Here is a 26,964-nt window from a genome sequence, read left to right on the forward strand (position 1 = left end):
CATCGATCCGGTTCTCAAGGCTTACCGGTAGGTGATGTCGCTCTTGTTGACCTTGCAGTTGGCGGTGTTCCAGCCTTCGCCGAGGTACGACGGTTCGCTGCCCTTGGCGACGCCCTTGTACATGCCGCAGACCACGGCGCCGGAGTTGACGGTGACGCGGGTGATGGTGGCGGTGTCGCCCCAGTTGGTGTTGATGCCGACGACATAGTCGACGCCGGTCAGCAGCACGTTGTTGACCACGACGTTGCGCTGGTACGAGTTCGTGCAGTTGCCGCAGGCGCGGTACAGCTTGCCGGCGCCGTTCAGGTAGAAGCCGGAGATGTTGACCGTGCCGTTGCCGTTGTGCTGGAACGTCTTGTCACTGCCGTTCTTCGCGCCGCCGCCGATGACGTAGCTGGTGCCACCGTTGGTCTGCAGGAAGGTCGCGGCGTCCTCGCCGATGTCGTTCCACCACACGTTCCGGATGGTGCAGGTGCCCAGGCAGTGCACGCCGTCACCGGCGGGCGAACCGAGGATGACGTTCTGCAGGGTGCCGCCGTTGGCGATCTCGAACATCGGGTCCTGGGACTCGCTCTGCGAGCCGTCACCGATGCAGCAGTAGGTCTTCATGCCGCCGTCGAAGGTTCCGGAGACGGAGATCGTGCCGGAGACCGACACCGAACCGGCCGAGGACGGCCACGAACCGGTCGGAGTGCCGGGGTTGCTGGGCGGGCTGGTCGTGGGACCCGTGGTCGGGCCGGTGGTGGGGCTCGTGGTCGGGGTCGAGCCGCCGCTGGCGTACGTCTCGAACTCGGCGATGCGCGGCGCGCTGGACGCGCTGGTGATCTCGAACGTCAGCTTCTTCAGCGACGTCGAGGTGAAGTTGATGGTGCTCGGGCTGCCGCTGCCGCTGGCCAGGACGGAGCCATTGTCGTAGTTGAGCAGTCGCCAGGCGCTGATCGAGCCGCCGCCGGAGGCCTGCCGGATGACGGCGGACGAAACCGTCATGGCACTGCCCCACTTGACCGAGACGTAGCCCGTCGAGCTGGCCGGCGCCCAGTAGGTGCTGGTGCTGCCGTCCTTGACGTTGCCGTAGCTGGTGCCGCTGGCCTTGCTGGAGCCGTCGGCACCGCCGCTGAGGCTCAGGTTGTCGGCGGCCGAAGCGGAGGACACCGGCAGCATCAGCGTGATTGCGGCTGCGGCGACGGCGGTGGCCCCTCCGGCGACCCATCGGAGCGCGATTGGCCTTTTCATCAGTGTGTCACCTCGTGATCGAGAGCGCGTGGCGTGGGTGGATGAGCCACAGGTAAGCGCTTTCCTCGACAATAGAGACCCGTCGATGCCTAGACAAGCGGGTGTCCCATTTGCGTGTGATGTGGATTACAGCACGGCCGGCATCGCGGTCGCAGTGGTCGCGGGCGGTGGACGCCGGGCGAGATCGAGGCGGCATCACCGCCCTCGCACCCGGCGCCCCGCCCAGCGGCCGCCCGCGATGGNGCGAGCCGGTTACGGATATCGGGTGTCGACGACAGTGGCGACACGCCCGGTCTCGGTGTCGTACACGTGCCCGGAGACGCCCATCCCCGGTGGGAGCAAGGGCGAGGCCAGCAGGCGTTGGACATCCGCGGAAACGGTGGTCCGCGGATCGCCGACGACCGAGGCTGCCAGTGCGGCCTCCTCCACGCCCGTCGCCTCGGAGGCTTGTCGACGGAAGCCCGGGTCGGCGAGAAAGCCGGTTCCGCATTGCGTGTGATGGATGACGGCGACCTCGAAACGGCTGTCGACCGGCAGTTGTCCTCCGGACATCCTCTGGGCGAGGAAGGCCAGGTAGGCGATTTCCTCGATGATGGGCTGGGTGACCCGGCCCCCCGCGTTGCGCAGGACCGGTGCGTCACCGAGTTTGAGCCCGAGGGTGACCGCGGGATCCACCCGGTGGTCGAGGCAGGTGACAACGATGACCTGCGCGGCGGGCAAGGCAAGTGGCACGGGAGTGTACGTACGAGCGAACTGCTCGTTGCGTTCGAGCAGCGGTGTCATTTTGCTGATCATGGCGGTTCGGTTCCTCTCCGGCGTGATTGGTGGACACTGACCACTCATTAGTGGACGCTGTCCACGTTACGACGACGAGTGGACGGCGTCCACTAAACTGTGGGAATGACGAGCGACGAATCGCGTGAGACGACCGGGACCAGGCAACGACGCCCGCGCGGCGCCGTCCGCGACGGCCTGATCGCCGCCGGGGTCGAGCTGGCCCGCGCCGGCGGCCCGGATGCCGTGGTGCTGCGCGAAGCGGCACGGATGGTTGGCGTCGTACCCAACGCCGCGTACCGGCATTTCGCCGACCGGGGCGAGCTTCTCGCTGCCGTCTGCGCCGCGGCCATGCGCGAGCTCGCGGCTCGGATGGCCGCCGGAACCGCCCGAGTGCGCGGTAAGTACGGCGATGCCGCCGCGGCCCGCCGGCGATTGCACGCGATAGGCCGCGCGTACCTGGAGTTCGCCCGCGAACAGCCGGGGCTGTTCGAAACGGCCTTCGCCCTGCCCCATCAGCACGCCTACGCAGCACAGGACGGCGGGGCAACGCACTCCCCCATGCCCCTGGATCAGCTCCGCGCCGTCCTCGACGAACTGACCGACGCCGGCGTCCTCAGCAAGCAGCGCCGTCCCGGGCTGGAATACCCCATCTGGTCCACGGTGCACGGGCTCGCCGTGCTCACCGGGCAAGGACCCCTGCGCGAGGTCGCCGCCGGCAGCCGCGTTCATCTCGAAAAAGTGACTCGCACCTTCATCGAAGCCGGCCTGTCGTGAGCCCCAGGCCGGACCGGGCCTGACCCGCCGGTTGTTCATCGGTAACCTTTTTGTTACGGTCACCATTCTGTTACCGATGCGATGGGGTGGTGCGATGCGGGGATATGCGGCGTCCTCGGTGATCCGGGCGACACCGGAGGCCGTGTGGGCGGTACTGGTGGACGGGGCGCGCTGGACGGAATGGGACTCGGCCGTGGTGCGGCTCGACGGGCGGATCGAGCTCGGCGAGAAGGTGACGGTCTACCCCGAGGTGAACCCCAAACGGGGATTCGCCGTACGGGTCGCCGAGATGGTGCCCGGCGAGCGGATGACCTGGCGGGGCGGCATGCCGCTGGGTCTGTTCACCGGCACCCGCACGTACGGGCTGGTGCCGGACCCGGACGGGACGGTGACGTTCGAGATGCGCGAGGAGTACACCGGCCCCTTCGCGCCGATGATCTTCAAATCGATCCCGGACCTCGGACCGTCGTTCACGCGCTTCGCCGACGGACTCAAGCGGCGGGTGGAAGGCTGATGACGCAGCCGGCCGGGGACCCGTTCAACGCGCTCGGCGATCCGCACCGCCGTCAGATCGTCGAGCTGCTCGCGGCCGGCGGCCGGTCGGTCGGGCAGATCGCCGAGGCGTTGCCGATCAGCCGTCCGGCGGTGTCACGGCATCTGCGGCTCCTCCGGGAGGCCGGACTGGTCGTCGAGCAGGCGCACGGGACCCAGCGGATCTACCAGCTGCACGACGAGGGCGTCGCGGCCGTCCGGGCGTACCTCGTGCAGGTCTGGGACGAGGCCGCGGCCCGGCTGCGGCTTTTCGCGGAAAACACCGGCGACGGTACGACGGGAGATCAGCCATGACCGAGCCGTTGCGGATGGCCTTCGACGTGGACCGCGCCGTCGAGCACGTGTTCGAGGTGTGGACCGAGAAGTTCGCCCGGTGGTGGCCGGCCGACCACACGGTCACCGGGGACGCGGAGGCACGGGTGGTGCTCGAGCCCAAGCTGGGCGGCCGGATCTTCGAGGAGACCACGGCCGGTGAAACCCATCAGTGGGGTGAGATCACGATCTGGGACCCGCCGCACCGGCTCGGCTATCTGTGGTACCTGCGCCGCGATCGGGCGGACGCCACCACCGTCGAGATCACCTTCGTCGACCGCGGCGGCTCGACCCGGGTGGAGATCGAACACCGCGGCTGGGAACGCCTCGGCGCCCGCGGCCCGGACTTCCGCACCGCCAACCGCGCCGGGTGGAACGGCCTGCTACCGCACTTCATAGCCGCCTGCACCACCTCGGAGGAACACAGCCGCAACCAGGGAGATTCGGACGAGAACCCGCTGGCGAGCACCGCCGCGTTCGCGCGGTTTCAGGAGGGCCTCGACGAGCGGTGCGCCGTGCCCCCGTCGCCCAGCCCGGCCACCCTCATCGGCCACTACGACGGGTTGGATCCAGCGGAAACGCCAAAGGTTCAACGCCCGCATTCTTGAGAGGCGAGCTGGGTGAGCCCACGGCCGGGAGGCTGGTGTCGCTGGTGGTGGCGGCCCAGGAGGCCAGCAGGGTGAGCGCGTGCGCGGTCGGCGACTCCGGCTCGGCGGCGTAGATGGTCATCGTCAGGCCCGGCTCGGCCTGGAGATCCATGGTCTCGTACGCGAGCTCCAAGTCACCCACGATGTGGTGCCGGAAATGCTTGATGCCGGTGCCGTGGATGCGCACGTTGTGCGAGCCCCAGCGGCGGCGGAAGTCGTCGCTGCGGGTCGAGAGCTCGCCGACCAGGTCGTGCAGGCCCTTGTCGTGCGGGTCGATGCCGGCCGCGGTGCGCAGATTGGCCACGGTCATGTCGGCGAAGCGGTTCCAGTCGGGGTAGAACCGGTGCGCGGCGCTGTCGAGGAACGTGAAGCGGGCGAAGTTCGGCGGGGTGGCCGGATCGGCGTACAGGTCGCTGAACATGGCGCGGCCGAGGTGGTTGCAGGCCAGCAGGTCGGCGCGGTGGTTGACGACCATGGCGGGGGCGGTGACGACATCGAGCGCCCACTGCAGGCTCGGTCGCACGGCCCACTGCTTCGGCCGCCGGCTGGGGCGAAGCAGCGCTCCCGTGCCGTTGGCCTCCTGGGCGAGGCGCATCAGGTGGGCGCGTTCGGCGTCGTCGAGCTGCAGGGCGCGGGCGATCGCCTCGAGCACGCCGGCCGAGACTCCGGCCAGGTGGCCCCGTTCGAGCTTGGCGTAGTACTCCACGCTCATCCCGGCCAGCGTGGCGACCTCGCTGCGGCGCAGGCCGGGCACGCGCCGGGTCCCCGCGGACGGGATGCCGGCCCGCTCCGGGGTGATCTTGGAGCGGCGCGAGGTGAGGAACTCGTGCACTTCCGCTCGGTTGCTGTTCACACCTTCGACCGTACGACGTGTCACGCGCACCAGGGATGTACTGCCAGTACACCCCTCATCAGGAACTCCCTCCGACGGTTCGGGCGCGGTTGTCTGGGACAGAAGCTTCACGAAACGAACCGAGGAGAAAGATCAGCGCATGCTCACCGTCAACGCGATCGCCGCGCCGTCCGCCACCGAGCCGCTCGTCCGGGCCACGATCGAGCGGCGCGACCTGGGGCCGCGCGACGTGCTCATCGAGATCCGGTACGCCGGGATCTGTCACTCCGACATCCACACCGTGCGCGGGGAGTGGGGTGTGCAGTCCTACCCGCTGACGGTCGGTCACGAGATCGTCGGCCGGGTCGCCGAGGTCGGCGCCGAGGTCAGCCGGCACGCCGTCGGTGACCGGGTCGGCGTCGGCTGCATGGTCAACTCGTGCCGCGACTGCGAGAACTGCAAGGCCGGGCACGAGCAGTACTGCACGAACGGCAACACCGGCACCTACGCGAGCGTCGACCGGGACGGCACCATCACGCAGGGCGGCTACTCGACCCACATCGTCGTCGATGAGGACTTCGTGCTGCGGGTGCCCGAGACGATTCCGTACGAGAAGGCCGCTCCCCTCCTGTGCGCGGGCATCACGACGTACTCGCCGCTGGTGAATTGGAATGCCGGCCCCGGCCGAAAGGTCGCCGTGGTCGGCATGGGCGGCCTGGGTCACATGGCCGTCAAGATCGCCGCCGCGATGGGCGCCGAGGTCACCGTGCTGTCGCAGACCCTCGGCAAGAAGGACGACGGCCTCGCGTTCGGCGGCGGGGACTACTACGCCACCAGTGACGCGGCCACCTTCGAGGCGCTCAAGAACACGTTCGACCTGATCGTCAACACCGTCAGCGCCCCCATCGACATGGCCGCCTACCTGGGCCTGCTGCGCCTCGACGGCACCCTGGTCAGCGTGGGCGCCCCGCCGGAGCCGCTCACGGTGCCGGTGTTCGCCCTGTTCGGCAACCGCCGCTCGTTCGCCGGCTCCGGCATCGGCAGCATCGCCGAGACGCAGGAGATGCTCGACTTCTGCGCCGAGCGCGGCATCGCCCCGGAGGTCGAGGTCATCGGCGCCGACGAGGTCAATGACGCGTACGAGCGGGTGTTGCGGTCCGACGTCCGCTACCGCTTCGTCATCGACGTCGACACCCTGCGCTGAGGCGCCGCCGGATGGGGCCGGCCGTGCGCCGGCCCCATCGCGGACAGATTTCCTCGTGGTCAGGCCCGGGTGAAGACGTAACTGCCCGACGGCAGCGTCCAACTGCCCGATCCCTGCGGCACGGCCTCGGCCGGAGCGCTGACCGAGTCTCCGAGGCGCACGGTCGCGGTCGTGTTCGCGGGGACCACCACGCGCAGGGTCAGCGCGGTGCCGCTCCGGGTCCAGGACGAGCTCGCCGTCCCGTACGCCGTCCGCAGCGACGACGACGCGGAGGTGAGCGAACCGCCCGGAATCGGCTCGATGAGCAGTTGCCGGTAGCCGGGCGCGGCCGGAGCGAGACCGCCGACCCCGCGGTAGAGCCAGTCGCCGACCGAGCCGAGCCCGTAATGGTTGAACGAGTTCATGCCCGGGTCCTGGAGCGAACCGTCGGTGCGGATGCCGTCCCACCGCTCCCAGATCGTGGTGGCGCCGCGGGCGTTCATGTAGCCCCAGCCGGGGTAGTCCGGCTGTTGCAGGATCCGGTACGCGGTGTCGGCGTGCCCGTGGTCGGCGAGCACCGGCAGCAGGTTCTCCACGCCCATGAAGCCCACCGACAGGTGACCGCCACGAGCGTCCACTTTGGCCGCGAGCTTGTCGGCCACCGCCTGCTGCCGGGCGGCCGGCACCAGACCGAACGCGAGCGCCAGCACGTACCCGGTCTGGCTGTTGTTGCCCACCGTGCCGTCGGCCGCGACGAACCGGCCGGTGAACGCGGCCGCGATCTGGTCGGCCAGCGTGCCGTACGAGGTGGCCTCGGCCGTCCGCCCGGTGGCCGCCGCCATCCGCGCCAGCAGCCGGGCCGACCACCCGAAGAACGCCGTGCTGGACACGTCGTTGGGCGTGCCGTCGTCGACGTTCAGCCAGTCGCCGTACGTGTCCTGGTTGCGGATCAGGTCGGCGCCCGCGGTCGAGCGCAGGTAGTCGACGTAGCGCGCCATCGCCGCGAAATGCTGGTCGACCACGCTCAGATCGCCGAAACGCTGCCAGACCGTGTACGGCACGATCACCCCCGCGTCGGCCCAGCCCGCCTTGCCGGCGCCGTCGATGACCGCCGGCGCCACGTCGGTGAAGGCGCCGTCCGACCGCTGGGCGTCCACCAGGTCGTCGGCGAACTTGGCCAGCAGCCCGTGGGTGTCGAAGTTGAACGTCGACGTCGCCCCGAACGCGGCGATGTCCCCGGTCCAGCCGAGCCGCTCGTCGCGCTGCGGGCAGTCGGTCGGGATGGAGAGCATGTTCGAGCGCGCGCCCCACAGGATGTTCGACTGCAACTGGTTGACCAGCGGGTCGCTCGACTGGAACGTTCCGGTCGGCGTGCCGCCGGTCCAGGCGGCCAGCCCGGTGATGCTGTCGGCGGTGGGCGTGCCGGGGAACCCGGTGATCTCGACGTACCGGTATCCGTGCACCGTGAAGTGTGGCTCGAAGACCTCGGGCGTGCCGGTCCCGGCCAGCGTGAACGTGTCGGTGGCCTGGGCGGCCCGCAGGTTCGCGGTGTAGAGAGTGCCGTCCGCGTTGAGGATCTCGCCGTGCCGCAGGGTGACCTTCGTGCCGGCCGGCCCGGTCACCCGCAGCCGGTTCCAGCCCGCGAAGTTCTGCCCCATGTCGGCGATGAACACGCCCGGCTGGGGCTGGGTGATCGCGCGCGGCCGGAACTCCTGCTGCACGGTGACACCCGGATCCACCTGGGCCACCAGATGCGGCAGCGCGGCGGTCCGGACCGTCACCGGCACTCCGGCCGTGGTCCCGATCCGGGCGTCCTGGTCCTCGCCGTGGTAGAGGTCGTCGGCGACGATCGTGCTCGGCGCCGCGGTCCAGCTGCCATCGGTCCGCACCTCGGTGCGCGTGCCGTCGGCGTACTCGATGACGAGCTTCGCCGAATACCACGGGGACGTGCCGTACCGCTGGCTGCCGGCGAAGCCGATGTTGCCGGAGTACCAGCCGTTGCCGAGCAGCGCGCCGAGGGTGTTGCCGCCGGTGCGCAGCCGGCCCGTCACGTCGTACTCGCGGTATTGCAGCCGCTTGTTGTAGTCGGTCCAGCCCGGCGCCAGCCGCTCGTCGCTGACCTTCGCACCGTTCAGATAGGTCTCGTGCAGGCCGAGCGCGGTGGCGAACAGCCTGGCCCGGGCGACCGGCTTTCCAAGATCAAATGCTTTGCTCACGTACGGGGTGGGATTCGTGACCGACACTTGGCTGCCCCAGGGGCCCCCGCCCAGCGCGGCGGTAGTCTTTGCCGCGGGCCATGCGGAGTCGTCGAATCCGGGCTGCTCCCATCCGGACGGCCCACCGGTCGAGGCCTTCCAGGAGCCATCGGTGACGACCGTGCCGAGCTTGGCGATCACACCGGCCGGGCTCGCGGTCGTGTTCGTGGCCGCGATCGCCAGCGTGTTGCTGCCGGCTCTGGTCGGCACGGTGACCGTGGTGGCGCGCTTCCACGAGTCGACGACCCGGCGGGACGCGCTGACCTTGGCCCCGTTGAGCCACACGTCGGCGGTGTCGTCGCCGGTCACCACCAGGGTCGCCGTCCCGGCCGCGGAAAGGTTGAACGTGCGGCGGAAATACCGGGTCCCGGCGGGCGCGCTGGTGGCCGGATCGCCTTCCGGGTACCAGATCCATTGCGCGCCGGTCAGATTCGCGGTGACGGGCGCGCCGACGAAGCTCGCCTGCCACTCGGTGGCCGGATCGAACAGCCCGGTGTCGAATGTGGCCGGTGCGCTCCACGGGCTCGGCCGCCCCTGGGCGTCCCAGACGCGTACCTGCCAGTGGTATGTCCGGTTGCCGGCGAGCGCCGGTCCGCCGTACGCGACGTCCACGCTCTGGCCGGACGCGACCTGGCCGCTGTCCCACACGTCGGCGGCGCCGGGCGAGGTGCCGACCGTGATCTGATAGCGCCCCTGGATCTGGGCGTTGGCGGTGGCGGCCAACTGCCAGCCGAACCGGGGCTTGGCCGCGTCGATGCCGACCGGGTTCGGGCGGCGCTCGGTGGTCAGTCCGGCCACGGTGACCGGCGAGGCGGCGGCGACATCGGGGGCGACGACGTTCCGGGCCCACGGCCCGGTCCCGTACGCGCCGAGGTCGCGAGCGGCCACCCAGCTCTCCGGGACGCCGTTCGCCGCCTGCCACGCCCCGTCGGTGACCAGGTCGGCCGTGCCCGCCGCCGAGGCGACCCGCAGGTGCGCGAGCAGCCCCGCCGGCCCGGCGCTGGTGTTACGCACGGCGATCCGAAGCGTGTTACTGCCCGGCCGCAGCGCCGCGGCGAGGTCGACGTAGCGGGCCTGGCGCCAGGAGTCGGTGACCCGGGCCGAACCGGCCAGGTAGGTGTCGTTGAGCCAGACGTCCACTGTGTCGTCGCCGGTGACGACCAGTTGGGCATCGCTGTAGGGCCCGGCCGGCGCGCTGAAGACTCGGCGCAGATAGCGGGTGGCGGCCGGCGCGGACTGCACCGGATCGCCTTCCGGATACCAGATCCAGTGCGCTCCCTCGACCCCGACGGGGGCGGGGGCGGCGGCGTTGGCGGAGATGGGGGCGGAGATGACGGCGAGAGCGGTGACGCTCGCCGCGATCACGGCAACCAGGCGTTTGACGGCCATCCTGTGGTCTCCTCGGGGGATGCGAGGCATTGACACGTTTCAATGCGAAACGTGATTACAGGCTAGGGTCCGGCGTGTGATCGTTTCAATACGAAGCGGCGAGCACTGCCCTTTCGGCCCTCCTGACGAATCGCGTCAGCCGTGCCCGCCGCTCCGGGTCAGATCGAGGCCATCTGCCGTTCCAACGCCTTCGGGTCGTCGCGCCACGTCTGGTGACCGGCGCGGGACATCGCGTCCGGGAAGATGTCTTCCTCGCCGGCCTCGACGCCGTCGAGGATCGCCCGGGCAACGTCCTCCGGGCTGGTCTTGGGCATGTCGAACGCGCGGATCATGTCGGTGTCCACCGCGCCGGGGAACACCCCGTGCACGGTGATGCCGAGGTCGGCCACCTGTGCTCGGACCGCCTGCGTCATCGATGCCGCGGCGGCCTTGGACACGCTGTAGCCGCCCATTCCGCGGACCGCGCCCAACGCCACCAGGCTCAGCAAGTTGACGATCGCGCCACCGCCGTTGCGCCGCAGCACCGGCACGAACGCACGGGTGACGGCGAGCGTACCGAAGTAGTTGGTGTTCAGATCTGAATGTATCGCCTTGAGGTCGCCGCTGAGCAGGTCCGCGAACTCCAGCGAACCTCCGTTGTTCACCAGCAGCGTGACGTCGCCGGCGGCTTCGGCCGCGGCTGCGACGTCGTCGGCGTCGGCGATGTCCATTCGCAACGGCACGACGCGTGGGTCGGTGGCGAGACCGGCCAACGTTTCGCGACGGCGGGCCGTCGCGTACACCTTCCGTGCTCCCCGGGCGAGCAGCGCCTCGGTGATCGCCCGCCCGATGCCGCGATTGGCACCGGTCACCAGCGCCGTTCCGTTCTTCAGTTCCACCACGGTCATGCTCCGTCCACGCTCGATCGTTCCGGTGCCCTCAGCATCGGCCGATCCGCGCGGGCTACCCAGGGCACCGATCAACCCCGGGCGGCGTCAGCCTGGGTCTGGCAGAACCAGGCTCGCGCGGTGCCGGAGCGCCATACTGGTCGGCATGGAACGGCACACCACGTTGGGTGAGTTCCTGCGGTCCCGGCGGGCGCGGCTGCGCCCCGAGGACGTGGGACTGCAACCGATGCTCACCCGGCGCAGGGTGCCCGGGCTGCGCCGGGAAGAGCTCGCCCAACTGGCCGGCGTCAGCGTCGACTACTACGTTCGCCTCGAACAGGGCCGGGGCACCCACGTCTCGGACGCCGTCCTCGATGCCGTCGCCAACGCCCTTCAGCTCGGCGGCGACGAGCGGGAACATCTTCGCGACCTCGCCCGCCCGAACCGGTCCCGCCGCCGTCCGGTCCGGCCGCAGCGAGTGCGTCCTCAACTGCGTCAACTGTTGGACGCCATGACTGATGTCCCCGCGTTCGTCGTCGGCCGGCGCACCGACGTGCTGGCCTGGAACCCACTCGGTGCCGCCCTCGTCGCGGATTTCCGTTCACTGCCGCCACGGCAGCGTAACTTCGCCCGTCTGATCTTCCTCGACGAGCACACCGGGGCGCTGTTCACCGACCGGCGCCGCAAGGCACGCGACATCGTGGCGTTCCTGCGCCTCGACGCCGGCCGTCACCCCGACGATCCGCTGCTCGCCGAGCTAGTCGGCGAACTGTCCCTGCACAGCCGGCTCTTCCGGCAGTTGTGGGCCGAGCACCCCGTCGGCGACAAGACCCACGCCGCGTACGAAATCCTCCATCCCCTCGCCGGACGCCTCGTCCTGGCACAGGAGGCGCTGCGAGCGCCCGACGACCCCGATCAGACGCTCGTCACCTACACCGCCGAGCCCGGGTCACCGTCCCAGGAAAGCCTTCGCATGCTCGCGTCCTGGCACCTCCCGGCGCCGGAGCCCGTCGATCGGTCATGAGACTGACGTCAGCACGGCGCGGTGGTAAAGCAGGTCGAAGCCGCGACGCTGGGCGTTCTGCTGCGACTTGGAGCCCGGCTGAACGGTGATGACCGCGACGTCGCAGCCGGCCGCCGTGGCGTCGGCGAGACGGGCGGCCAGCAGGGCACTCTGGATGCCGCGGCGGCGAAAGGCGGGTGCGGTGGCGGCCCCGGTGAGCTGGGCGATGCCGTCGGCGATGCGCATGCTGCCGCCGCCGGCCGGAATCCCGTCCGACGTCGCCAGATAACGGCGGACGAGGCCGGCGGTGTCCCGCTCGGCGTTCTCGAGGATCTCTCGCGGGAAGTCCTCCTGCCATGGGACGCCTTGCGTGTCCGGGTGCAGCGACGCCTCGACGACGACCTCCACCCAGGCCTCGAACTCGTCGTCGCCGCACGGACGAACCTCGATCCCGGGCGGCGCGATCAGTTCCACGGCGTCGCCGAGAGCCCGGCCGAGGACGTTCTCGAACGACACCAGCCGGTAGCCGCGCGCGGCCAGCACCTCCAGCAGCGCGGGGTCGGCGAGGCTGGCAACCTCAGCCTGGACCGGAGCGCCACGCTCGGCGTACGCCTGCTCGATCTTGTCGAATTCGGCCGGCTCGGGCCGGCCCGCGAAGCCGAGGCCGGCGACTTTGTTGATCGGCGAGTCGGGTTCGGCGTAGCTGGCCACGCCGCCCGCGACGGGCATCGCGAAGCCGCCCGCCGGGCCCCGCCGACGCCGGACGGCCTCGTTCCACACGGCGATGAACTCTTCCTCGGCCCGCTCGATCCGCGCGGCGAGCGGGATGTCGCAGAACAGAGCGGTACGGTCAATCATCGGTACTCCTCGACAAGTTCGGGTTGGTGTGAACGGGCCGGGATACGCAACAGCAGCACCAGGCCGCCGAGGATCGCGGCACCGCCGATCATCTGCGGGAACGAGGGACGGTCGCGGAGAAACACGACCGCGGTCAGCGTGCCGACGACGGGAGTCAGATTTCCCAGCTGACCGGCCCGGGCCGCCGGCACCCGGCCGATCCCCCGGTTGAACAGCACGCCACCGACCACGCCGCAGACGACCACCGCGATGCAGGCCGGCCAGCCCTCGGCACCGGCCGTGCCGAGCCGGCTGCCGCCGGTCGACCACGAGAAGATCAGGAAGGGCACGACTGTCAGGAAGCCGCCGGTGCTCTGCCAGGCGCTCTCGTTGAGCCCGTCGCCGCCGTCGTTGAAGCGCCGAGTGACGATCAGGAACGTCGCGGCGGCCACCACCGCGAGCAGAACCAGCACGTTGCCGACGGTCGTATCGGTGCCGGCCGGGCCGCCGGGTTCGAGCGCGACCAGCGCCCCGCCCGTGAGGCCGACGATCAGTGCCAGCATTGCCCGGCCGGGCAGCCGCTCACGCAGTACCACGACCGCCAGCAACACCGACAGCAGCGGCTCGGCGGCCAGCAGCAGGCTGCCGCTCGACGCGCTGGTGCGGGACAGCCCCAGATCGCCGAACAGGAACGCCAAGCCCGGCACCAGCGCACCGGCCAGCATGTGCCGCAGCGCCCCGCGCCGGCGCAGTTGCCCGCGCACCGCGGCGGTGACCAGCAGCATCGCGGCCGCGCCGGAGATCTCGACGGCCAGCAGGTCGGCCGGGCGAACGGCCCGCAGCGCGACCACCGAGACGGTCGTGCTCACGCCGTAGACAGCGGCCGAGAGCAGCAGCGCCGATTCGCCGGCGCGCAACCGGACAACCCTGACCACCGCGACCTCCCGAAACGATGCAACCGTCATAACCGTTACACCGGTTACGGGGAGAGTCAACCTATAAAGCGTGTACGGTGGTTACATGGTGCGGAACATCTCCTGGCCCGGTCTCGGCGACGAGGATCTGCTCATCGCCGTGGCCAACACCGCCCACGGCGAGCACGACGAGCTCGCCGATGCCGCCTCGGTCCGCGCCTGGTGGCACGGCTTGAACGCGCCGGTCACCGGCCGGGACAGCGGCTCGGAGGCTCCGGAGAGCGTCGCGACATTGCGCGCCTTGCGCGGCCTGATCCGCGGCCTGGCTCTGCGCAACAACGGCATAGAACCCGACATGAGCGGAACGTACGGCCTGGATGGGCTTGCCTTGCGCCTCGATCTGCGTGAAGCGCCGTCGCTTCGCGCCGACGTCCCCGGCGATCTCGCGACCGACATCGGCGCCGCCACCGTCGCGGCGCTGCTACGCGCCACGGCTCGACCCGGCTGGTCCCGGGTCAAAGCCTGCCGCGGGGACGACTGCCGCTGGGTCTTCGTCGACGGGTCGCGCAACACCTCCCGCCGGTGGTGCGCCATGGCCAACTGCGGCAACCGCGCCAAGATGGCCACCTTCCGCGACCGCCACCGCACCCCGTCCCACTCGCCGGCCGGAGGCATCGGCAGCGCCACCTGAGTCGGGGCGCGTCACCTGGGCGCCGGACAGGGCCGAGCGGCCGTACTGACCGGCGAGCCGGGTATCGGCAAGTCGCGCCGGACGCTCGGTCAGATCGCGGTGCGCCCGGCGTCGACCGCGACGGTCGCGCCGGTCATGAAGCCGGCTCGGTCCGACGCCAGGAACCCGATGACCTCCGCGATCTCGCCGGGGTCGGCCAGCCGCTTCAGCAGCGTGGTTCCCGCGACCTGAGCGGCACCCTCCTCCCCCATGCTCAGCATCACCATGTCCGTCCGCGTCGGGCCCGGGGAGACCGTGTTCACCCGCACCCCGGCCGGGCTGAACTCGGCCGCCCAGGTGCGAGTGAGAGCCTCCAGGGCGGCCTTGGTCGCGCTGTAGGTCGACAGGCCGGGCATCCCGATCCGGGCGGCCATCGTGCTGACGTTGACGATGCTGCCCGAGCCCTTCGCCGCCATCGCCGGGGCGAGCGCCGCGACCAGCAGGTACGGTGCGCGCACGTTGGCGGCGAACGCCTCGTCGAGGCGGTCGGGCTCCTGCTCGGTGGTGGCCGCGATCGGGAACAGCGCGGCGTTGTTGACCAGAATGTCGACGTCGCCGGCCTCGTCCGCCAGGCGTCGCAGCGACGCCACGTCGGTCAGGTCGGCGGCGACGAACCGGGCCGTGCCGCCGGCCTCGGTGATCTCCTTGACCAGCGCCTCGCCGCGCTGGGCGTCCCGGCCGGACGCGACGACCCGCGCGCCGCGGGCGGCCAGCAGCCGGGCCGTGGCGCCACCGATCCCCCCGGTCGCGCCGGTGACGAGTGCGATCTTGCCGCTGAGCTCCATGAACAAACCCTTCTCCGGTACGGAATGGATTGCATGGCCCACAATTGCGGCGAGAAAATGGGTTGTCCAATCCAAAACGGGGTAGTGTGTCCGGCGTGACAGCGAAACGGCTCACGGCCAAGGGAGAGGCGACCCGCCGGCGGATCGTCGAGGCGGCCGCCCAGCTCATGTACGAGCAGGGTGTCACCGATGCCACGCTGGAGGACGTTCGAGCCGCGGCCGGGGTCAGCGGTTCGCAGATCTACCACTACTTCGCCGACAAGCAGGCTCTGCTGCTCGCCGTGATCGACCACCAGACCGAGGCGGTCCTCGACCTGCAGGCACCGCATCTCGGCCGCCTCGACACGATCGGTGAGCTACGCGCCTGGCGCGACATGCTGGTCGAGAACCAGAAACGGATGCAATGCCGCGGCGGCTGCCCGATCGGCTCCATCGGCAGCCAGGTCGCCGAGACCAACCCCGAGGCCCGGCTCGCGGTCGCCTCCGGCTACCTGCGCTGGGAGCAGGCGATCCGAGCCGGCCTCACCGCCATGCACGCCCGCGGCGACCTGGCCGGCAATCCCGAGGACCTGGCGCTGGCACTGCTCACCGCCCTGCAGGGCGGGCTGCTCATGGCACAGATCCATCGAGACGTACGCCCGCTGGAAGTCGCCCTGGACGCCGTCATCGACCGTATCGGCTCAGCCCGTGGGCCAGTCCCGGAAGGCGGCCAGTAGGCGGTCGCGGACCTCGGGCGCCATGCGCTGCGCGGGCAGATGGCCGAGGTTGTCCACGGTGCTGCGGATCTGCTCGAGGTAGCGGTCACAGCCGTCGCACTCGGCGAGGTGCTCGACGAACCTCTGCTCGGTCTCCGCCGGTAACGTGCCCTCGAGGTAGGCGGTGACCAGCTCCACGAACTCGTCGCAGTTCACGCCCTCGCCTCCTTGATCCAGTGCTGTTCCAGGGTGGCACGCAGCGCGGCCCGGCCCCGATGCAGCAGGACGCGCTGGTTGGCCGCGCTGATCGACAACAGGTCGCACACCTCGTCGCTGCTGTGCCCGGCGACATCGCGCAAGGTGACCACCACGCGCTGCCGGGCCGGCAGATCGGCCAGCGCGGCGGCGAGTTGACGGCGGGTCTCGGCGGCCACCGCGCCGTCCTCCGGTGACGGCCAGGCGGGTGGCAAGCCACGCCAATGCCCGGGGTACGGGTCGTCGCCGCCCCGGAAGCGGGCCGGGTCCACGGTCGGGCCGCGGTCCCCGTCGCCGGCGACGACGAGACCCGGGACGGTGCGCGCGTCCCGTACACCCCGGGTCCTGGCCTTGTTGATCAAAATCTTGTAGACCCAGGTACGCAGGGAGGACAGCTCCTGGAAACCGTCGATGCCGCGCAGCACGCCCAGCCAGGCCTCCTGGACGACGTCCTGCGCCGCGTGGTCGTCGGCAACATAGGCCCGGGCGGCGCGCAGCATGCCGGCCGACCACGCGTCGAGCAAGGAGGCGAACATGGTCTCGTCCCGGGCGCGCAACCGGGCCACGACGACCGCGTCGGCGGGCAGCGCGGTGTCGGCCATGCAGCGCACGTTACCTGCCGTCGATACCGGGATCGCGCACCCCAGGGGTCGTCGAATGGTGGTCGGCCTTTCAGCGGTATTCGGGGTTGGGGAAGTCGAAGCGGCAGCCGGCGTCCCACTCGCTGCGCTGGTTGCCGTGCGCCGGGATGCCGCCGGCGTCCTTGAGCATCCGGGCCAGGTGCAGCAGGTTCCAGGTCATGAACGTGGTGTTGCGGTTGGTGAAGTCGTTCTGCGGTCCGCCCGAGCCGGCGTCGAGGTAGGAGGGGCCCGGTCCGGCCTCACCGATCCAGCCGGCGTCGGCCTGCGGCGGGATCGTGTAGCCCAGGTGCTGCAGGCTGTACAGGATGTTCTGGGCGCAATGCTTGACGCCGTCCTCGTTGCCGGTGATCAGGCAGCCGCCGACCCGGCCGTAGTAGGCGTACTGGCCGGCGTCGTTGAGCAGATGCGAACAGGCGTACAGCCGCTCGATGACCTGTTTGGTGATCGACGAGTTGTCGCCCAGCCAGATCGGGCCCGCGATGATCAGGATGTCGGCCGGCAGCACCTTGTCCCGGTAGATCTCCGGCCATGCGTCGGTGGCCCAGCCGTGCTCGGTCATGTCCGGCCAGACCCCGGTGGCGATGTCGTGGTCCACGGCCCGCAGGACGTCGACCCGCACCCCCTGTTTCTCCATGATCGCCCGGCTCAGGTCGATCAGCCCACCGGTGTGGGTCAGCTCCGGGGAGCGCTTCAGCGTGCAGTTGATGACCAGGGCTCGCAGATCGTCGTAGCGGGTTTCGGGCATCGGTTCCTCCTCGATCGGTGCCCTGTAGTCCCGGCAACCCCCGCCGGCGTTACACCTCATTTCCGGCGACCTCCGGCAGCGCCGCCTTCCTCGCCTTTTGATCTCGGTCGACACGTGCCTGCCTGTCGCTACCCTGCTCCCCAGGACAAGGGATCCGTCAAAGATCTTGGCCGCCGGTGTCGGAAACCGCGTCGTCCGCTCCGACCGGAGGCCGGCGCCCGCACCGGGCACCGGACGACGGAAGGGATCACCGTGAAGTACATGATCATGATGTTCGGCGGGCTGGGCGAATCGCTGGCCGGCCGGAGCCCGGAGTGGATCGAGAAGATGCAGTCCACGCTCGTCTCGATGGATCGGGAACTGCGCGAGACCGGCGAGGTCGTGGAAAGCCGGCACCTGATGGATCCCGGCCAGGCCACGACCGTTCGGTTCCGCAACGGAACCACGGCCGCAACGGACGGCCCGTTCGCCGAGATCAAGGAATCGCTGGCCGGCTACTGGATCGTCGAGGGCACCCACGAGCGCGCGGTCGAGATCGCGGCACGGGTCGTGGCGCATACCGAATATCCGATGGAGGTCCGCCGGGTCATGGACGAGTCGCCCGAGATGTGATCCGGTGACCGTGTCGTTCGAGAGCCTGCTGCGCGAGCTCGCGCCGCAGGTTCTCGGCATCCTCGTACGCCGGCACGGGCAGTTCGACATCTGCGAGGACGCCGTGCAGGAGGCGCTGCTCGCGGCCGCCGCCCAGTGGCCGCGCGACGGCGTACCCGATCGGCCTCGCGCCTGGCTGCTGACCGTCGCCGACCGGTCCCTCGTCGATCACTGGCGAGCCGACAGCGCCCGCCGGCACCGGGAGGCGGCGGTCGCGCTCGAGACGGCCCGCCGCCCGCCGGCCGAGCCCGGCGACGACACCCTGATCCTGATGTTCCTGTGCGGGCACCCGGCGCTCTCCCCGCCCGCGCAGGTCGCGCTCACCCTCAGGGCGGTGGGCGGTCTGACCACGACACAGATAGCGGCGGCCTTCCTGGTCCCGGAGGCCACAATGTCGCAGCGGATCCGCCGGGCGAAGCAGCGCATCCGCGACGCCGGCGCCCGGTTCGAGCTGCCCGCGGCACACGAGCGGGAACACCGGCTGGACGTCGTCCTGCACGTGCTCTACCTCATCTTCACCGAGGGTCACACGGCAAGCTCCGGGCCCCGCTTGCTCCGCGACGACCTCACCGCGGAGGCCATCCGTCTCACCCGGACGCTGCATCGCCTCGTGCCGGGCGAGTGCGAGGTGGCCGGTTTGCTGGCGTTGATGCTGCTCACCGACGCCCGGCGGGCGTCGCGCACCGACGAGAGCGGATCGATCGTGCCGCTCGCCGACCAGGACCGCGGGCGGTGGGACGCGGCGGCCATCGCCGAGGGCAGGCGGCTGCTCACCCGCACCCTGGGCACCGGACCGGTCGGGCCGTACCAGGTCCAGGCGGCGATCGCGGCGCTGCACGACGAGGCACCCACCGCCGACCAGACCGACTGGCCCCAGATCCTCGCCCTGTACGACGTCCTCGCCCGCGTCACGCCCGGCCCGATCGTGACGCTCAGCCGAGCGGTCGCCGTCGCCGCGGTGCACGGCCCCGCCGCCGGACTCGCCGAGCTCGGCACCCTCGACGCGGACGATCGGATGGCACACACGCACCGCCTCGAGGCGGTCCGCGCTCACCTGCTCGAGGAGGCCGGCGACGCGGACGCGGCCCGCGAGTCCTACCTGCGGGCCGCCCGCGCGACCACCAGCCTGCCCGAGCAGCGCTACCTCACCCGCCGCGCCGCCCGGCTCCGCGGCCCGCAGCCGGAATGAACGGCCGGCCCGTTCCCCGTCAGCCTTCGAGACGGGCAGGACAGCCGGCGCCCGGGCCGCGCTCATCCTGCGCGACGTCCTCGCCTGGAATGCCGCCGAGGTCGCGACCCTGCTCGGCCTCAGCGTGCCCGCGGTCAACAGCGCACTCCACCGGGCGCGTGCCAAGCCGGCCGAGACCGGCGGCGTACCGGCCGCTCCCCCGACCGCGGAGGAGAAACCGGTGCTGGACGCGTTTCTGCGGGCCTGGCAGGCCTGCGACATCCCGGCGGTTTCCCCGACCCGTCCCTCTTCCCGGTCTTCGGCCTGCCCGACCGCGACCGACCGGCCGGGCCGCAATGACCGACTGTCTCGCTCGGGTCGAGCCGGCCTCGGTCGGCGAGGCCCGCCCCCGGATTTGAGGCGTGGCCCCGCGAACGAGCCGGATCAGGTGCCCGGGCGGTCACTCTTGGCGTCGGCCGGCGGCGGCTGTGAGCGGCTCGAGCTCGGAGTCCGGCAGGCCTGCCCGTTCGGCGTCCGCGATGACCGCGGCGAGCTGGCGGTCCAGTTCGCCGACCGCCGCAGCCCGGTCGCCGTGCTCGGCGGTGACGTCACGCAGCATTCGCAGCACCCGCACCAAGGTCAGCGCCACCTGCGGATGCGCTCCGGCATAAAGACGGATCTGGCCGTACGCGTGCCGGACGTACTCGGGGTGGTCGAGGTCCCACGGAGTCAACAGGGTCCGGCCGTCGCCGTCACGCTGCGCCTGGTCGGGCAGGTCGGCCCGTAACAGCGGCCGCATGATCGACGTGACCCGCAGGATCACCTCGTTGGCCGTGGTGGGGTCGTTGACCGCGGGCGAAAGGGCCCGCAGGCCGATGTCGTTGAGCTGACGCAGGGCGAAGTCGATGTCCTGCCGCATGGTGCGGGTCGCGCCGACGATGACCGCCTCCCCGATCAAGCGGGCCGCCCGGCGCCCGGCCTCGGCATCGGGCGCCGGCCAGATCCGGGCCAGCGGCTCGTCCCGGATGAGGTACGACCCGACCCGGGTCTCCAGGCGGATCGTGCTGCCCGGCGGCACCGCGGCCAGGACCGCGCGGTGGCTGACCTGCTGGACCCAGCCGTCGGTGTGCGACCGGACGAGCAGCGCGGCGCCGGCGTCCGGCAGGTCCGGTGCGGCGATCGGCTCGCCGCAGCGTTGACCCATCTGTGTCCCGTACGGCAAATCTTTGATCAGGTTTGTGGCCTCGAGCTGGATGCGTTCCATGATCCGTCCGACGTACTGCTGCCGGGTGATCCGGTTGAGGAAGCCGACGATGGCCAGGATCGACGCCAGCGCCAGAGCGATCGCGCAGGTCATGGTGAGCGTCGGCGCGTGCTCGGCGCTGGTGTCGATCTGGCTGAGCGCGAGCACGCAGAACGCGAACGTGGCCAGCAGCAACCCGATCAGCACCTGCCCCATCCGGTCACGCCAGAAGGTGCGCAGCACCCGCGGCGAGAACTGCCCGCTCGCCAGCTGAAGGGACACCACGAGCAGCGAGAACACCACACCGGCGGTGGTGATGGTCGCCCCGGCCACGGTGGCCAGCAGGGTCACCGCCGCGTCCGGAGCCATCGTGAACGAGTCGAGCCAGCCGATCGGAGCGTGCCGGTCGACGAGCTGGGCCGCTTCCTCCAGGACGACGCCGGCGGCCAGCAGCAGGAGTGGGAGGAACAGCAGGCTTTCCCGGAGCCGGTCGCGCAGTGCCCGCTGTTTCAGCCGCCGAACCTGCGGCGCCACGCTGTCCGCGGTGTCATCGTCCATACCGCGGACCCTAGCGCCGGTCAGGTCACCAGAGGGAAGGTCACGACGTACGCCGTCAGCAGCAGGCCCGCCCCGACCCGGCCGATGCGATGCTGGCGTCGCAGCAGCAGCCAGACAACGACGTTGACCACGACCATCACCGCCGGCGCCGCGTAGCCGAGCGAGGCCGGGCTCCCCCGCCCGGCCAGGCCGACTACCGCCCCGCCCGCCAGGCTGTTGAACAGGTTGCTCCCGAGCAGGTTGCCGATCAGCAGATCCCCCTCGCCTCGGCGCTGGGCCTGGATCGCGGTGACCAGTTCCGGCAACGAGGTGCCCAGGGCTACGACGGTGAGCCCGACGACACTCGCCGGCACGCCGAGCCGGTCGGCCGCCGTCATGGCCGTCACCACCAGCAACTGGGCGCCGGCCAGGGTTCCGGCGAGTCCGGCCACCGCGCGGAGAACCTCCCTGCCGGGCCGGCGGATCGGCGGGCGGTCGAGGAAGTCGTCGACCTCACCCGCCAGCGGATCCGCGATCGGTCCCCGCGCAGTCCGGATCAGCAGCCCCACGGCCGCCACGGTCAGGGCCAGCAGGACGATCCCGGCGATCCGGCCGAGCCCCAGCATGGCGAGCACGGCCAGGACGATCACCGCGCCGACGGTCAAGGGCGCCTCCCGGCGCGATACCGACGACCGCACGGCGATCGGCCCGACCAGAGCGGCGACGCCCAGAATGAGCGTCACGTTGACGATGTTGGAGCCGACCAGGTTGCCCACGGCGAGCCCCGAGTTGCCACCCGCGGCGGCCAGGCCGGACACCACGAACTCGGGCGCGCTCGTGCCTACGCCGATCACGACCACTCCGACGACCACGGGCGAGATCCCCCACCCGGCGGCGAGCCGGCCGGCGCCGACGACCAGCTGATCGGCGGCTGCGGTGAGCAGCACGAGACCGACGACGGCACCGCCCACGAGCACGAACACGCTGGCCTCCGGGGCACACGGCGGACGAACGCCGACCAGACTTCCCGGCACACCAGGTGAAGCAACGGCAACTGTACGACGTGCGCGCACCTGCTCGACGAGCTCGGACCGCATGCGCCGACGCTGCTGACACCGTGGACGAGCCGCGACGTCGCCGCGCACCTGGTCGTGCGCGAGAACGACTACCTCGCCGGTCCGGGGCTGGTCCTGCCCGGCGCGTGGGGCCGATTCGCGGAACGCCGCCGGGCGGCGCTCGCCCGCACGGACTTCGCCTCGCTCAGAACGACGCTGCGGGCGGGGCCGCCGCCAGGTTTCTTCCGACTCCGATGGGTACGGCGGCTGCCGAATCTCAACGAGTTCTTCGTCCACCACGAGGATGTCCGCAGAGCTAACGGCCTCGGCCCTCGCACTCTCGAGCCCGCGATGGACAACGCTCTGTGGCGCAACGTTGTGCTCGGACGGTGGTTCCTCGCCCGCCGGCTGCGCGGTGCGGGACTTGAGCTTCATTGGGCGGGGACAGCCCGAACCGTTCGTGCGAGACGGGCAGAACCGGTCGCCCGCATCACCGCAACTCCCGGCGAACTCCTGCTCTACCTGTTCGGCCGGCAGGGCGCGGCACACGTCGAGCTCAGCGGACCCGCCGAGGCGATCCACGCCGTACGCGGCGCCCGGTTCGGCATGTAGGCACCAGAGCTCCGTCTCGATCAGTGGGAACAGAACGCTTGCCTCAACCGGAACGGACCGGGGGCCGTACTCCACATCGGATTGCGACAGGTCCTACCTCTCACCCAGAGGACTTGCCCGCCATCTGTCCGATTGAGGGTCACATGCGAAGAAAACCGAGGTCCATCCGCTCGAAGATCGTTCTTGCTCTCCTGGTGCCGGTCGTCGCGCTGACCGGGTTGTGGGCGATCGACGTCAAGGCTTCGTTCGCTGACGCGACCGCGTTGCGCGACACGTACAACACGCGGGACAACGTGAGCCTGCCGTGCGACCGGATGGTCGCCGCCCTGCAGGCCGAGCGCACCCGGTCGGCGGAGTTCCTGGCCACGTCGGACGGTGACGCCGCCGCCCTGCGTACGCAACGGGCGGCGACCGACGCGGCGATAGCGCAGTTCCGGGAGCTGTCCCGCCGGTACCGGGGAAGCGGCGTCTCGGCCGAGATCACGCGGGCGCGGTTCCGGGACATGGCCACCAGCATCGATTCCTTGACGCTGGTACGGGCTCAGGTCGATGCCCGGGAAGCCACGGTCACCTCGGTCCTCGGCGGCTACACCGGCGTCATCCGGACCGCGTTCAGCGTCTCGAACGCGGCCGCGGCCTCCAGCGACCCGCTGGTGGAACGCGTCATGCGCACCATGGTCGCCATGCGCCGGGCCGGGGAGCTGCTCTACCAGGAGGACGCCCTGCTGACCGGCGCCACCGCGGCGGGCCGGTTCGGCGGCGGGGAGTACGTGCAGCTGATCCAGATCGTCGGGGCGTTGCGCTTCCAGATCCCCACCGCCGGCTCGACCCTGCCGGCACCCGATCAGGCGCTGTTCAAGAGCATGCTCAGCGGCCCCGCCTTCGCGGCACTGCGGGCGGCCGAGGACCAGATCATCTCCAAGGGCCGCTCCGGTGGGCCGGTGGGGATCAGCCGGGAGGTCTGGAAGGCGACCTCGGCCCCGGCCGTGGGCCAGTTGTTCGCCTTCATGGCGGACGGCTACGACCACGCCGTCGAGTTCGCCAAGGAAGCCCGCGACCGGATCCTGGTGCGTTTCGGCGTCTCCGGCGTGCTCGGCCTGATCGCCATCGTGGTGTCGCTGGTGATGGCCGTCCACATCGGCGGCTCGGTCGTGCGGCGGCTGTCCCTGCTCCGGACGGCGGCCGCCGAGCTCGCCCGCCGGCGGCTGCCGGAGCTGGTCCGGCGGTTGCGGGCCGGTGAGCGCATAGAGGTGGACGACGGGGCGCTGGGCCTGCGCCTGGGTGACGACGAGATCGCGGAGGTCGGCGCCGCGCTGACCGACGTGCACCTCAGTGCCCTCGAGTCGGCGGCCGGGGAAGCGGCCGTGCGGCACGACATGAACAAGGTCCTGGTCAACATCGCCCGGCGCAACCAGGCGCTGTTGGACCGCCAGATCGAGGCGCTCGGTCCGGTGGATGCGGACGCCCGCGCGTACCAATTGGCCGTCCGGATGCGCCGGCACGCCGAGCATCTGGTGATCCTGGCCGGCTCCGCGCGGAGCCGGCGCGGGCTCGGCGCCGAGTCGCTTGCCACGATTCTCGCTCGGACGGCCGGCGAGATGGTGCACGCCGATCGGGTCGCGATCGGACCGGTCGTGAGCGCCGAGGTGCCCGAGCACGCCGTCGGCGACCTCGGCCATCTGATCGGTGAGCTGCTGGAGAACGCCGTCACGTTCTCGGCGCCGGATACGCCGGTGCGCTTGTCGGCCCGCACGGGACCGGACGGGACCGTGGTGGAGATCGAGGACCGAGGGATCGGGATGTCGGCCGCCGCGGTCGAGGAGACGAACCGGAGACTCGCGCAGCCGGGCGAGTTCGATCCGGCCAAGAGCGCCCGGCTCGGCCTGGTCGTGGTGGCGACCCTGGCCGCCCAGCACGGGATCGCAGTGACGCTCGGGCCGGCCGGCGAGGGCGGCATCCACGCGGTGGTGACCCTGCCCGCGGCGCTGGCCGTCCCGACCGAGGAAGCGGCGGAGGCCGCCCCGATCAGGCGGTCGGACGCGTCCCGGCTGGTCGGGATGGCGGTACGGACCGGCCGTCGCCCTCGCCACGCCGCGGCTCAGGCCGACGCGCTGCCGTGACGAGGTGGATGGTGCTCCGGCGCGGAACCGGAGCACCATCGCTCCGGCGCGGAACCGGAGCACCATCGCTCATCGGCGGGTCTTCGGCAGATCGAACTGGTCGGCGGAGCGGCAGTCCTTCTGGTTGCCGATCGCGTCGGGGCCCAGTTCGGCCAGGGCTTCCCGCGCTCGTTGCCGTCCGAGGTTCCACGCGTACCACGGGTCGGGGCTCTTCAGGTCCTCCGCGATCCAGCTGAGCGTGCAACGGCGTACGGGATCGGGAAGTTTTGTCAATGCCGGAGTCGCGTCGGCGGAGAGCGCCCGCAGATACCAGGCGTCGATCTTGCCGGAGCCCGCGTAGCGAGCGGCGTTGCGGCTGGCCACGTAGCCCTCGGGGTCGAGGGCGGCGAGACCGAGCAGCATCAGCACGGCGAGAGCGACGGTGGTGCCGGGGATCCACTTGCCCTGCCACTTGATCCCGGCGACCGCGATCAGCACGAAGATCACGCCGAGCAGCATCTCGGACGACATCACGAAGATCCGCTCACCGGTGAAGCTGTAGACCCGCTGGTACTCCCACATCCGGGACAGCGCGGACGCCACGATGACCACGCTGAGAGCACAAAGCAGACCCAGCAGTACGCGCAGCAGCAGTCGTTCCATCGGCTGGTCCCGCTTCGCCCAGCGAGCCAGGGCCGCGATCAGCGCCAGCGACAACAGCGTGACCGCGACCAGCTGCCAGAAGCCGCTCCGGGCGTACTGCGAGTAGCTGAGCCCGGCCGTCTGCAGCACGTGCCGGCGTCCACCGAACAGCACGGTGAACTGCACCGCCACGAAACCGGCGAAGAGCAACACCAGGGCGGCGCAGGCCGGCGCCCACTCGATCAGGCCGAGCCTGCCCTTGCCCTCCGTGTCCAGGCTGGACGTCGCCGGCGGCGCGGTCAGCGTGTAGAGCCCGGAGACGGCGAGCAGGCCACCGGCCACGGCCAGGAAGATCCACTGGAAGATCGAGCCGATGGCGAAATCGGGGATGACATCGTCGAGCAGCTGGGAGAACGCGCCGTCCGCGGACGACAGCAGGGCGCCGAAGACGAGCAGCACCACGACGGTGAGGGCGATCGAGAAGAAGGTTCGCTTGGCGATGCCCGGGCTGCGGCTCCCTTTCAGGTGCCTGCGGACCCACGGAATGCCGGCGAATGCCGCCCAGGTGGCGGCCACCAGGCTGAACAGGATCGACCTGACCTGCCGGCCGCCGACGATCGCCAGCGCGGTGCAGCCGATCGCGCCCAGCACGCTGAACGTCACCAGCCACCACGCGTTGCGGAACGCCAGGATGAGCAGCAGGGCGAGCGCCGCCGCGGCCCAGCCGGAACGGACCAGCCGCTCCCGGCGTGGCAGATCGGTGGACTGCCGGACGCCGAAGGCCACGCCCAGCGTCAGCACCAGCCAGCCGAGGAACCAGCCGATACCCACCCGGTTCAGCGGCAGGAAAATCAGGAAGCCGAGGGCTCCGGCGAGCACACCGGCCGGGACAGCCCAGCCCTTGGCCTCCTTCGGCGCGGGCCAGTGCTTCTTGCGGAACGTCTGCCAGGGGGTTGGCGGCCGCTCGTACGTGCCGAACGGGCGAATCGGGTGCGGGGGTGCGTACGGCTGCGGCGCCTGAGTAACCACCACTTCCGGTTTCAGCGGTTGGGGGCTCGGCGGCGGGACAGCTCGGGGTGCCGGGGTCGCGGTCTCTGTCGGCTTCGGAGCGACCACGGCCGGGGCTGTGGTCGCAGGCGGGGCGGTGGTCGCAGGCGGGGCGGTGGTCGCAGCCGGCGCGGCGGTCACGGCCGGCGCGACTGCGGGTTTCTCGGGTTGGTCGGCCGGCTTGGTGACGGCCGGGGCCGACGCCTGGGCCGGGACCATCGGCACGAAGAGGGCATACCCCCGCGTACCAGATGGGATCTGGATCGGGATCGCCCATGCCGTTTCACCCTCGGTCCCCGGCCAGACCATCAACGGAATCGCGTCGGTCGGCGGCATGACCAGCAGTTGGGGCGCCGGCACCGGGACGGCGCGAACGTCTGTGCCCGTGTCCGCGGGAACGGCCTTCGCCGCCTCCGCGGGATCCGACTGCTCTGGTGGCGAATGCGCCACTGCACCCTCCTAGGTCGATCGGTGCGCACACCGTA

General features: G+C 70.9%; 26 protein-coding genes and 1 pseudogene. 13 read left to right on the forward strand and 14 right to left on the reverse strand.

What is annotated here, in order from left to right; translation table 11 throughout:
- Positions 1–21 precede the first annotated feature (21 nt).
- Together A3CQ_RS0104575 and A3CQ_RS0104580 are read right to left on the reverse strand one after the other, a co-directional pair.
- Positions 22–1,233 carry a pectate lyase gene (locus A3CQ_RS0104575; RefSeq protein WP_020509731.1) on the reverse strand — a complete coding sequence of 404 codons (1,212 nt, stop codon included), beginning with the start codon at positions 1,231–1,233 and terminating at the stop codon, positions 22–24.
- 252 nt (positions 1,234–1,485) lie between these two features.
- A complete protein-coding gene (locus A3CQ_RS0104580; RefSeq protein ID WP_020509732.1) occupies positions 1,486–2,016 on the reverse strand; it encodes a carbonic anhydrase in 531 nt (176 codons plus the stop codon).
- Between the two features lie 117 nt (positions 2,017–2,133).
- Between A3CQ_RS0104580 and A3CQ_RS0104585 the strand changes: the two genes are divergently transcribed.
- From A3CQ_RS0104585 to A3CQ_RS57070, 4 genes are all read left to right on the forward strand, one after another.
- Positions 2,134–2,784 carry a TetR/AcrR family transcriptional regulator gene (locus tag A3CQ_RS0104585; protein WP_020509733.1) on the forward strand — a complete coding sequence of 217 codons (651 nt, stop codon included), beginning with the start codon at positions 2,134–2,136 and terminating at the stop codon, positions 2,782–2,784.
- Between the two features lie 94 nt (positions 2,785–2,878).
- Positions 2,879–3,298, forward strand: coding sequence for an SRPBCC domain-containing protein (locus A3CQ_RS51475; RefSeq protein WP_020509734.1), 420 nt, complete (start codon positions 2,879–2,881; stop codon positions 3,296–3,298).
- Positions 3,298–3,630 (forward strand): ArsR/SmtB family transcription factor, encoded by a 333-nt coding sequence (locus tag A3CQ_RS51480; protein ID WP_020509735.1) that lies wholly within the window; start codon positions 3,298–3,300, stop codon positions 3,628–3,630. The genes A3CQ_RS51475 and A3CQ_RS51480 overlap by 1 nt, the downstream gene beginning before the upstream one ends.
- On the forward strand, positions 3,627–4,256 hold the full coding sequence (locus A3CQ_RS57070; protein WP_020509736.1) for an SRPBCC domain-containing protein: 630 nt from the start codon (positions 3,627–3,629) through the stop codon (positions 4,254–4,256). Before A3CQ_RS51480 ends, A3CQ_RS57070 begins: the two co-directional genes overlap by 4 nt.
- On the opposite strand, the gene A3CQ_RS0104600 is transcribed toward A3CQ_RS57070, so the two are convergent.
- The gene (locus tag A3CQ_RS0104600; RefSeq protein ID WP_020509737.1) at positions 4,192–5,148 is read right to left on the reverse strand and encodes a helix-turn-helix transcriptional regulator; all 957 of its coding nucleotides are present in this window, start codon (positions 5,146–5,148) and stop codon (positions 4,192–4,194) included. The genes A3CQ_RS57070 and A3CQ_RS0104600 overlap by 65 nt on opposite strands.
- Positions 5,149–5,287: 139 nt before the next feature.
- On the opposite strand from A3CQ_RS0104600, the gene A3CQ_RS0104605 reads away from it, so the two are divergent.
- A complete protein-coding gene (locus A3CQ_RS0104605; RefSeq protein ID WP_020509738.1) occupies positions 5,288–6,331 on the forward strand; it encodes an NAD(P)-dependent alcohol dehydrogenase in 1,044 nt (347 codons plus the stop codon).
- Positions 6,332–6,390: 59 nt separating this feature from the next.
- On the opposite strand, the gene A3CQ_RS0104610 is transcribed toward A3CQ_RS0104605, so the two are convergent.
- Positions 6,391–9,954, reverse strand: a complete 3,564-nt coding sequence (locus A3CQ_RS0104610) for a family 78 glycoside hydrolase catalytic domain (RefSeq protein ID WP_020509739.1) — start codon at positions 9,952–9,954, stop codon at positions 6,391–6,393.
- 158 nt (positions 9,955–10,112) lie between these two features.
- Positions 10,113–10,841 (reverse strand): SDR family oxidoreductase, encoded by a 729-nt coding sequence (locus tag A3CQ_RS0104615; RefSeq protein ID WP_020509740.1) that lies wholly within the window; start codon positions 10,839–10,841, stop codon positions 10,113–10,115.
- Positions 10,842–10,986: 145 nt separating this feature from the next.
- Between A3CQ_RS0104615 and A3CQ_RS51490 the strand changes: the two genes are divergently transcribed.
- A complete protein-coding gene (locus A3CQ_RS51490) occupies positions 10,987–11,844 on the forward strand; it encodes a helix-turn-helix transcriptional regulator (protein WP_020509741.1) in 858 nt (285 codons plus the stop codon).
- Here the strand turns inward: A3CQ_RS51490 and A3CQ_RS0104625 are convergent.
- Both A3CQ_RS0104625 and A3CQ_RS0104630 read right to left on the reverse strand, forming a co-directional pair.
- Positions 11,839–12,681 (reverse strand): GNAT family N-acetyltransferase, encoded by an 843-nt coding sequence (locus tag A3CQ_RS0104625; RefSeq protein ID WP_020509742.1) that lies wholly within the window; start codon positions 12,679–12,681, stop codon positions 11,839–11,841. The genes A3CQ_RS51490 and A3CQ_RS0104625 overlap by 6 nt on opposite strands.
- Positions 12,678–13,595, reverse strand: coding sequence for a DMT family transporter (locus A3CQ_RS0104630; protein ID WP_211216449.1), 918 nt, complete (start codon positions 13,593–13,595; stop codon positions 12,678–12,680). The genes A3CQ_RS0104625 and A3CQ_RS0104630 overlap by 4 nt, the downstream gene beginning before the upstream one ends.
- 85 nt (positions 13,596–13,680) lie before the next feature.
- Here A3CQ_RS0104630 and A3CQ_RS57075 point away from each other — a divergent pair, with 85 nt between their 5' ends.
- Positions 13,681–14,265 carry a CGNR zinc finger domain-containing protein gene (locus tag A3CQ_RS57075; RefSeq protein WP_020509744.1) on the forward strand — a complete coding sequence of 195 codons (585 nt, stop codon included), beginning with the start codon at positions 13,681–13,683 and terminating at the stop codon, positions 14,263–14,265.
- 89 nt (positions 14,266–14,354) lie between these two features.
- Here the strand turns inward: A3CQ_RS57075 and A3CQ_RS0104640 are convergent, their stop codons facing one another.
- A complete protein-coding gene (locus tag A3CQ_RS0104640; protein WP_020509745.1) occupies positions 14,355–15,089 on the reverse strand; it encodes an SDR family NAD(P)-dependent oxidoreductase in 735 nt (244 codons plus the stop codon).
- A 95-nt stretch (positions 15,090–15,184) separates the two neighbouring features.
- On the opposite strand from A3CQ_RS0104640, the gene A3CQ_RS0104645 reads away from it, so the two are divergent.
- Positions 15,185–15,805: a TetR/AcrR family transcriptional regulator gene (locus A3CQ_RS0104645; protein ID WP_211216450.1), complete on the forward strand. Its 621-nt coding sequence runs from the start codon at positions 15,185–15,187 to the stop codon at positions 15,803–15,805.
- Here A3CQ_RS0104645 and A3CQ_RS0104650 read toward each other — a convergent pair.
- The 3 genes from A3CQ_RS0104650 to A3CQ_RS0104660 form a co-directional block, all read right to left on the reverse strand.
- Positions 15,770–16,000 carry an anti-sigma factor family protein gene (locus A3CQ_RS0104650; protein WP_020509747.1) on the reverse strand — a complete coding sequence of 77 codons (231 nt, stop codon included), beginning with the start codon at positions 15,998–16,000 and terminating at the stop codon, positions 15,770–15,772. The two genes, A3CQ_RS0104645 and A3CQ_RS0104650, sit on opposite strands and share 36 nt — an antisense overlap.
- Positions 15,997–16,641, reverse strand: a complete 645-nt coding sequence (locus tag A3CQ_RS0104655; protein WP_020509748.1) for an RNA polymerase sigma factor — start codon at positions 16,639–16,641, stop codon at positions 15,997–15,999. Before A3CQ_RS0104655 ends, A3CQ_RS0104650 begins: the two co-directional genes overlap by 4 nt.
- 70 nt (positions 16,642–16,711) lie before the next feature.
- Positions 16,712–17,425, reverse strand: a complete 714-nt coding sequence (locus tag A3CQ_RS0104660; protein WP_020509749.1) for a flavodoxin family protein — start codon at positions 17,423–17,425, stop codon at positions 16,712–16,714.
- A 261-nt stretch (positions 17,426–17,686) separates the two neighbouring features.
- Here A3CQ_RS0104660 and A3CQ_RS0104665 point away from each other — a divergent pair, with 261 nt between their 5' ends.
- The 3 genes and pseudogenes from A3CQ_RS0104665 to A3CQ_RS64175 all read left to right on the forward strand — a co-directional run.
- Positions 17,687–18,037, forward strand: coding sequence for a YciI family protein (locus tag A3CQ_RS0104665; protein WP_245577065.1), 351 nt, complete (start codon positions 17,687–17,689; stop codon positions 18,035–18,037).
- Positions 18,038–18,041: 4 nt separating this feature from the next.
- Entirely contained in the window at positions 18,042–19,265 is a 1,224-nt protein-coding gene (locus A3CQ_RS0104670; protein WP_020509751.1) for an RNA polymerase sigma factor, read from the forward strand.
- Between the two features lie 67 nt (positions 19,266–19,332).
- Positions 19,333–19,377, forward strand: a pseudogene (locus tag A3CQ_RS64175) (hypothetical protein); the annotation flags it as partial.
- Positions 19,378–19,704: 327 nt separating this feature from the next.
- Here the strand turns inward: A3CQ_RS64175 and A3CQ_RS0104675 are convergent.
- Both A3CQ_RS0104675 and A3CQ_RS0104680 read right to left on the reverse strand, forming a co-directional pair.
- The gene (locus A3CQ_RS0104675; protein WP_020509752.1) at positions 19,705–21,045 is read right to left on the reverse strand and encodes a DUF2254 domain-containing protein; all 1,341 of its coding nucleotides are present in this window, start codon (positions 21,043–21,045) and stop codon (positions 19,705–19,707) included.
- A 20-nt stretch (positions 21,046–21,065) separates the two neighbouring features.
- A complete protein-coding gene (locus A3CQ_RS0104680; protein WP_020509753.1) occupies positions 21,066–22,007 on the reverse strand; it encodes a calcium/sodium antiporter in 942 nt (313 codons plus the stop codon).
- A gap of 90 nt (positions 22,008–22,097) precedes the next feature.
- Between A3CQ_RS0104680 and A3CQ_RS51500 the strand changes: the two genes are divergently transcribed.
- Both A3CQ_RS51500 and A3CQ_RS51505 read left to right on the forward strand, forming a co-directional pair.
- The gene (locus A3CQ_RS51500) at positions 22,098–22,691 is read left to right on the forward strand and encodes a TIGR03085 family metal-binding protein (RefSeq protein WP_051115132.1); all 594 of its coding nucleotides are present in this window, start codon (positions 22,098–22,100) and stop codon (positions 22,689–22,691) included.
- Positions 22,692–22,834: 143 nt separating this feature from the next.
- Entirely contained in the window at positions 22,835–24,811 is a 1,977-nt protein-coding gene (locus A3CQ_RS51505) for a sensor histidine kinase (RefSeq protein ID WP_084698904.1), read from the forward strand.
- 69 nt (positions 24,812–24,880) lie between these two features.
- Here A3CQ_RS51505 and A3CQ_RS0104695 read toward each other — a convergent pair whose 3' ends face one another.
- The gene (locus tag A3CQ_RS0104695) at positions 24,881–26,815 is read right to left on the reverse strand and encodes a DUF4153 domain-containing protein (protein ID WP_085944296.1); all 1,935 of its coding nucleotides are present in this window, start codon (positions 26,813–26,815) and stop codon (positions 24,881–24,883) included.
- Positions 26,816–26,964: the final 149 nt, after the last annotated feature.

Source organism: Paractinoplanes globisporus DSM 43857 (assembly GCF_000379645.1).
GTDB classification, from domain to species: Bacteria; Actinomycetota; Actinomycetes; order Mycobacteriales; family Micromonosporaceae; genus Actinoplanes; species Actinoplanes globisporus.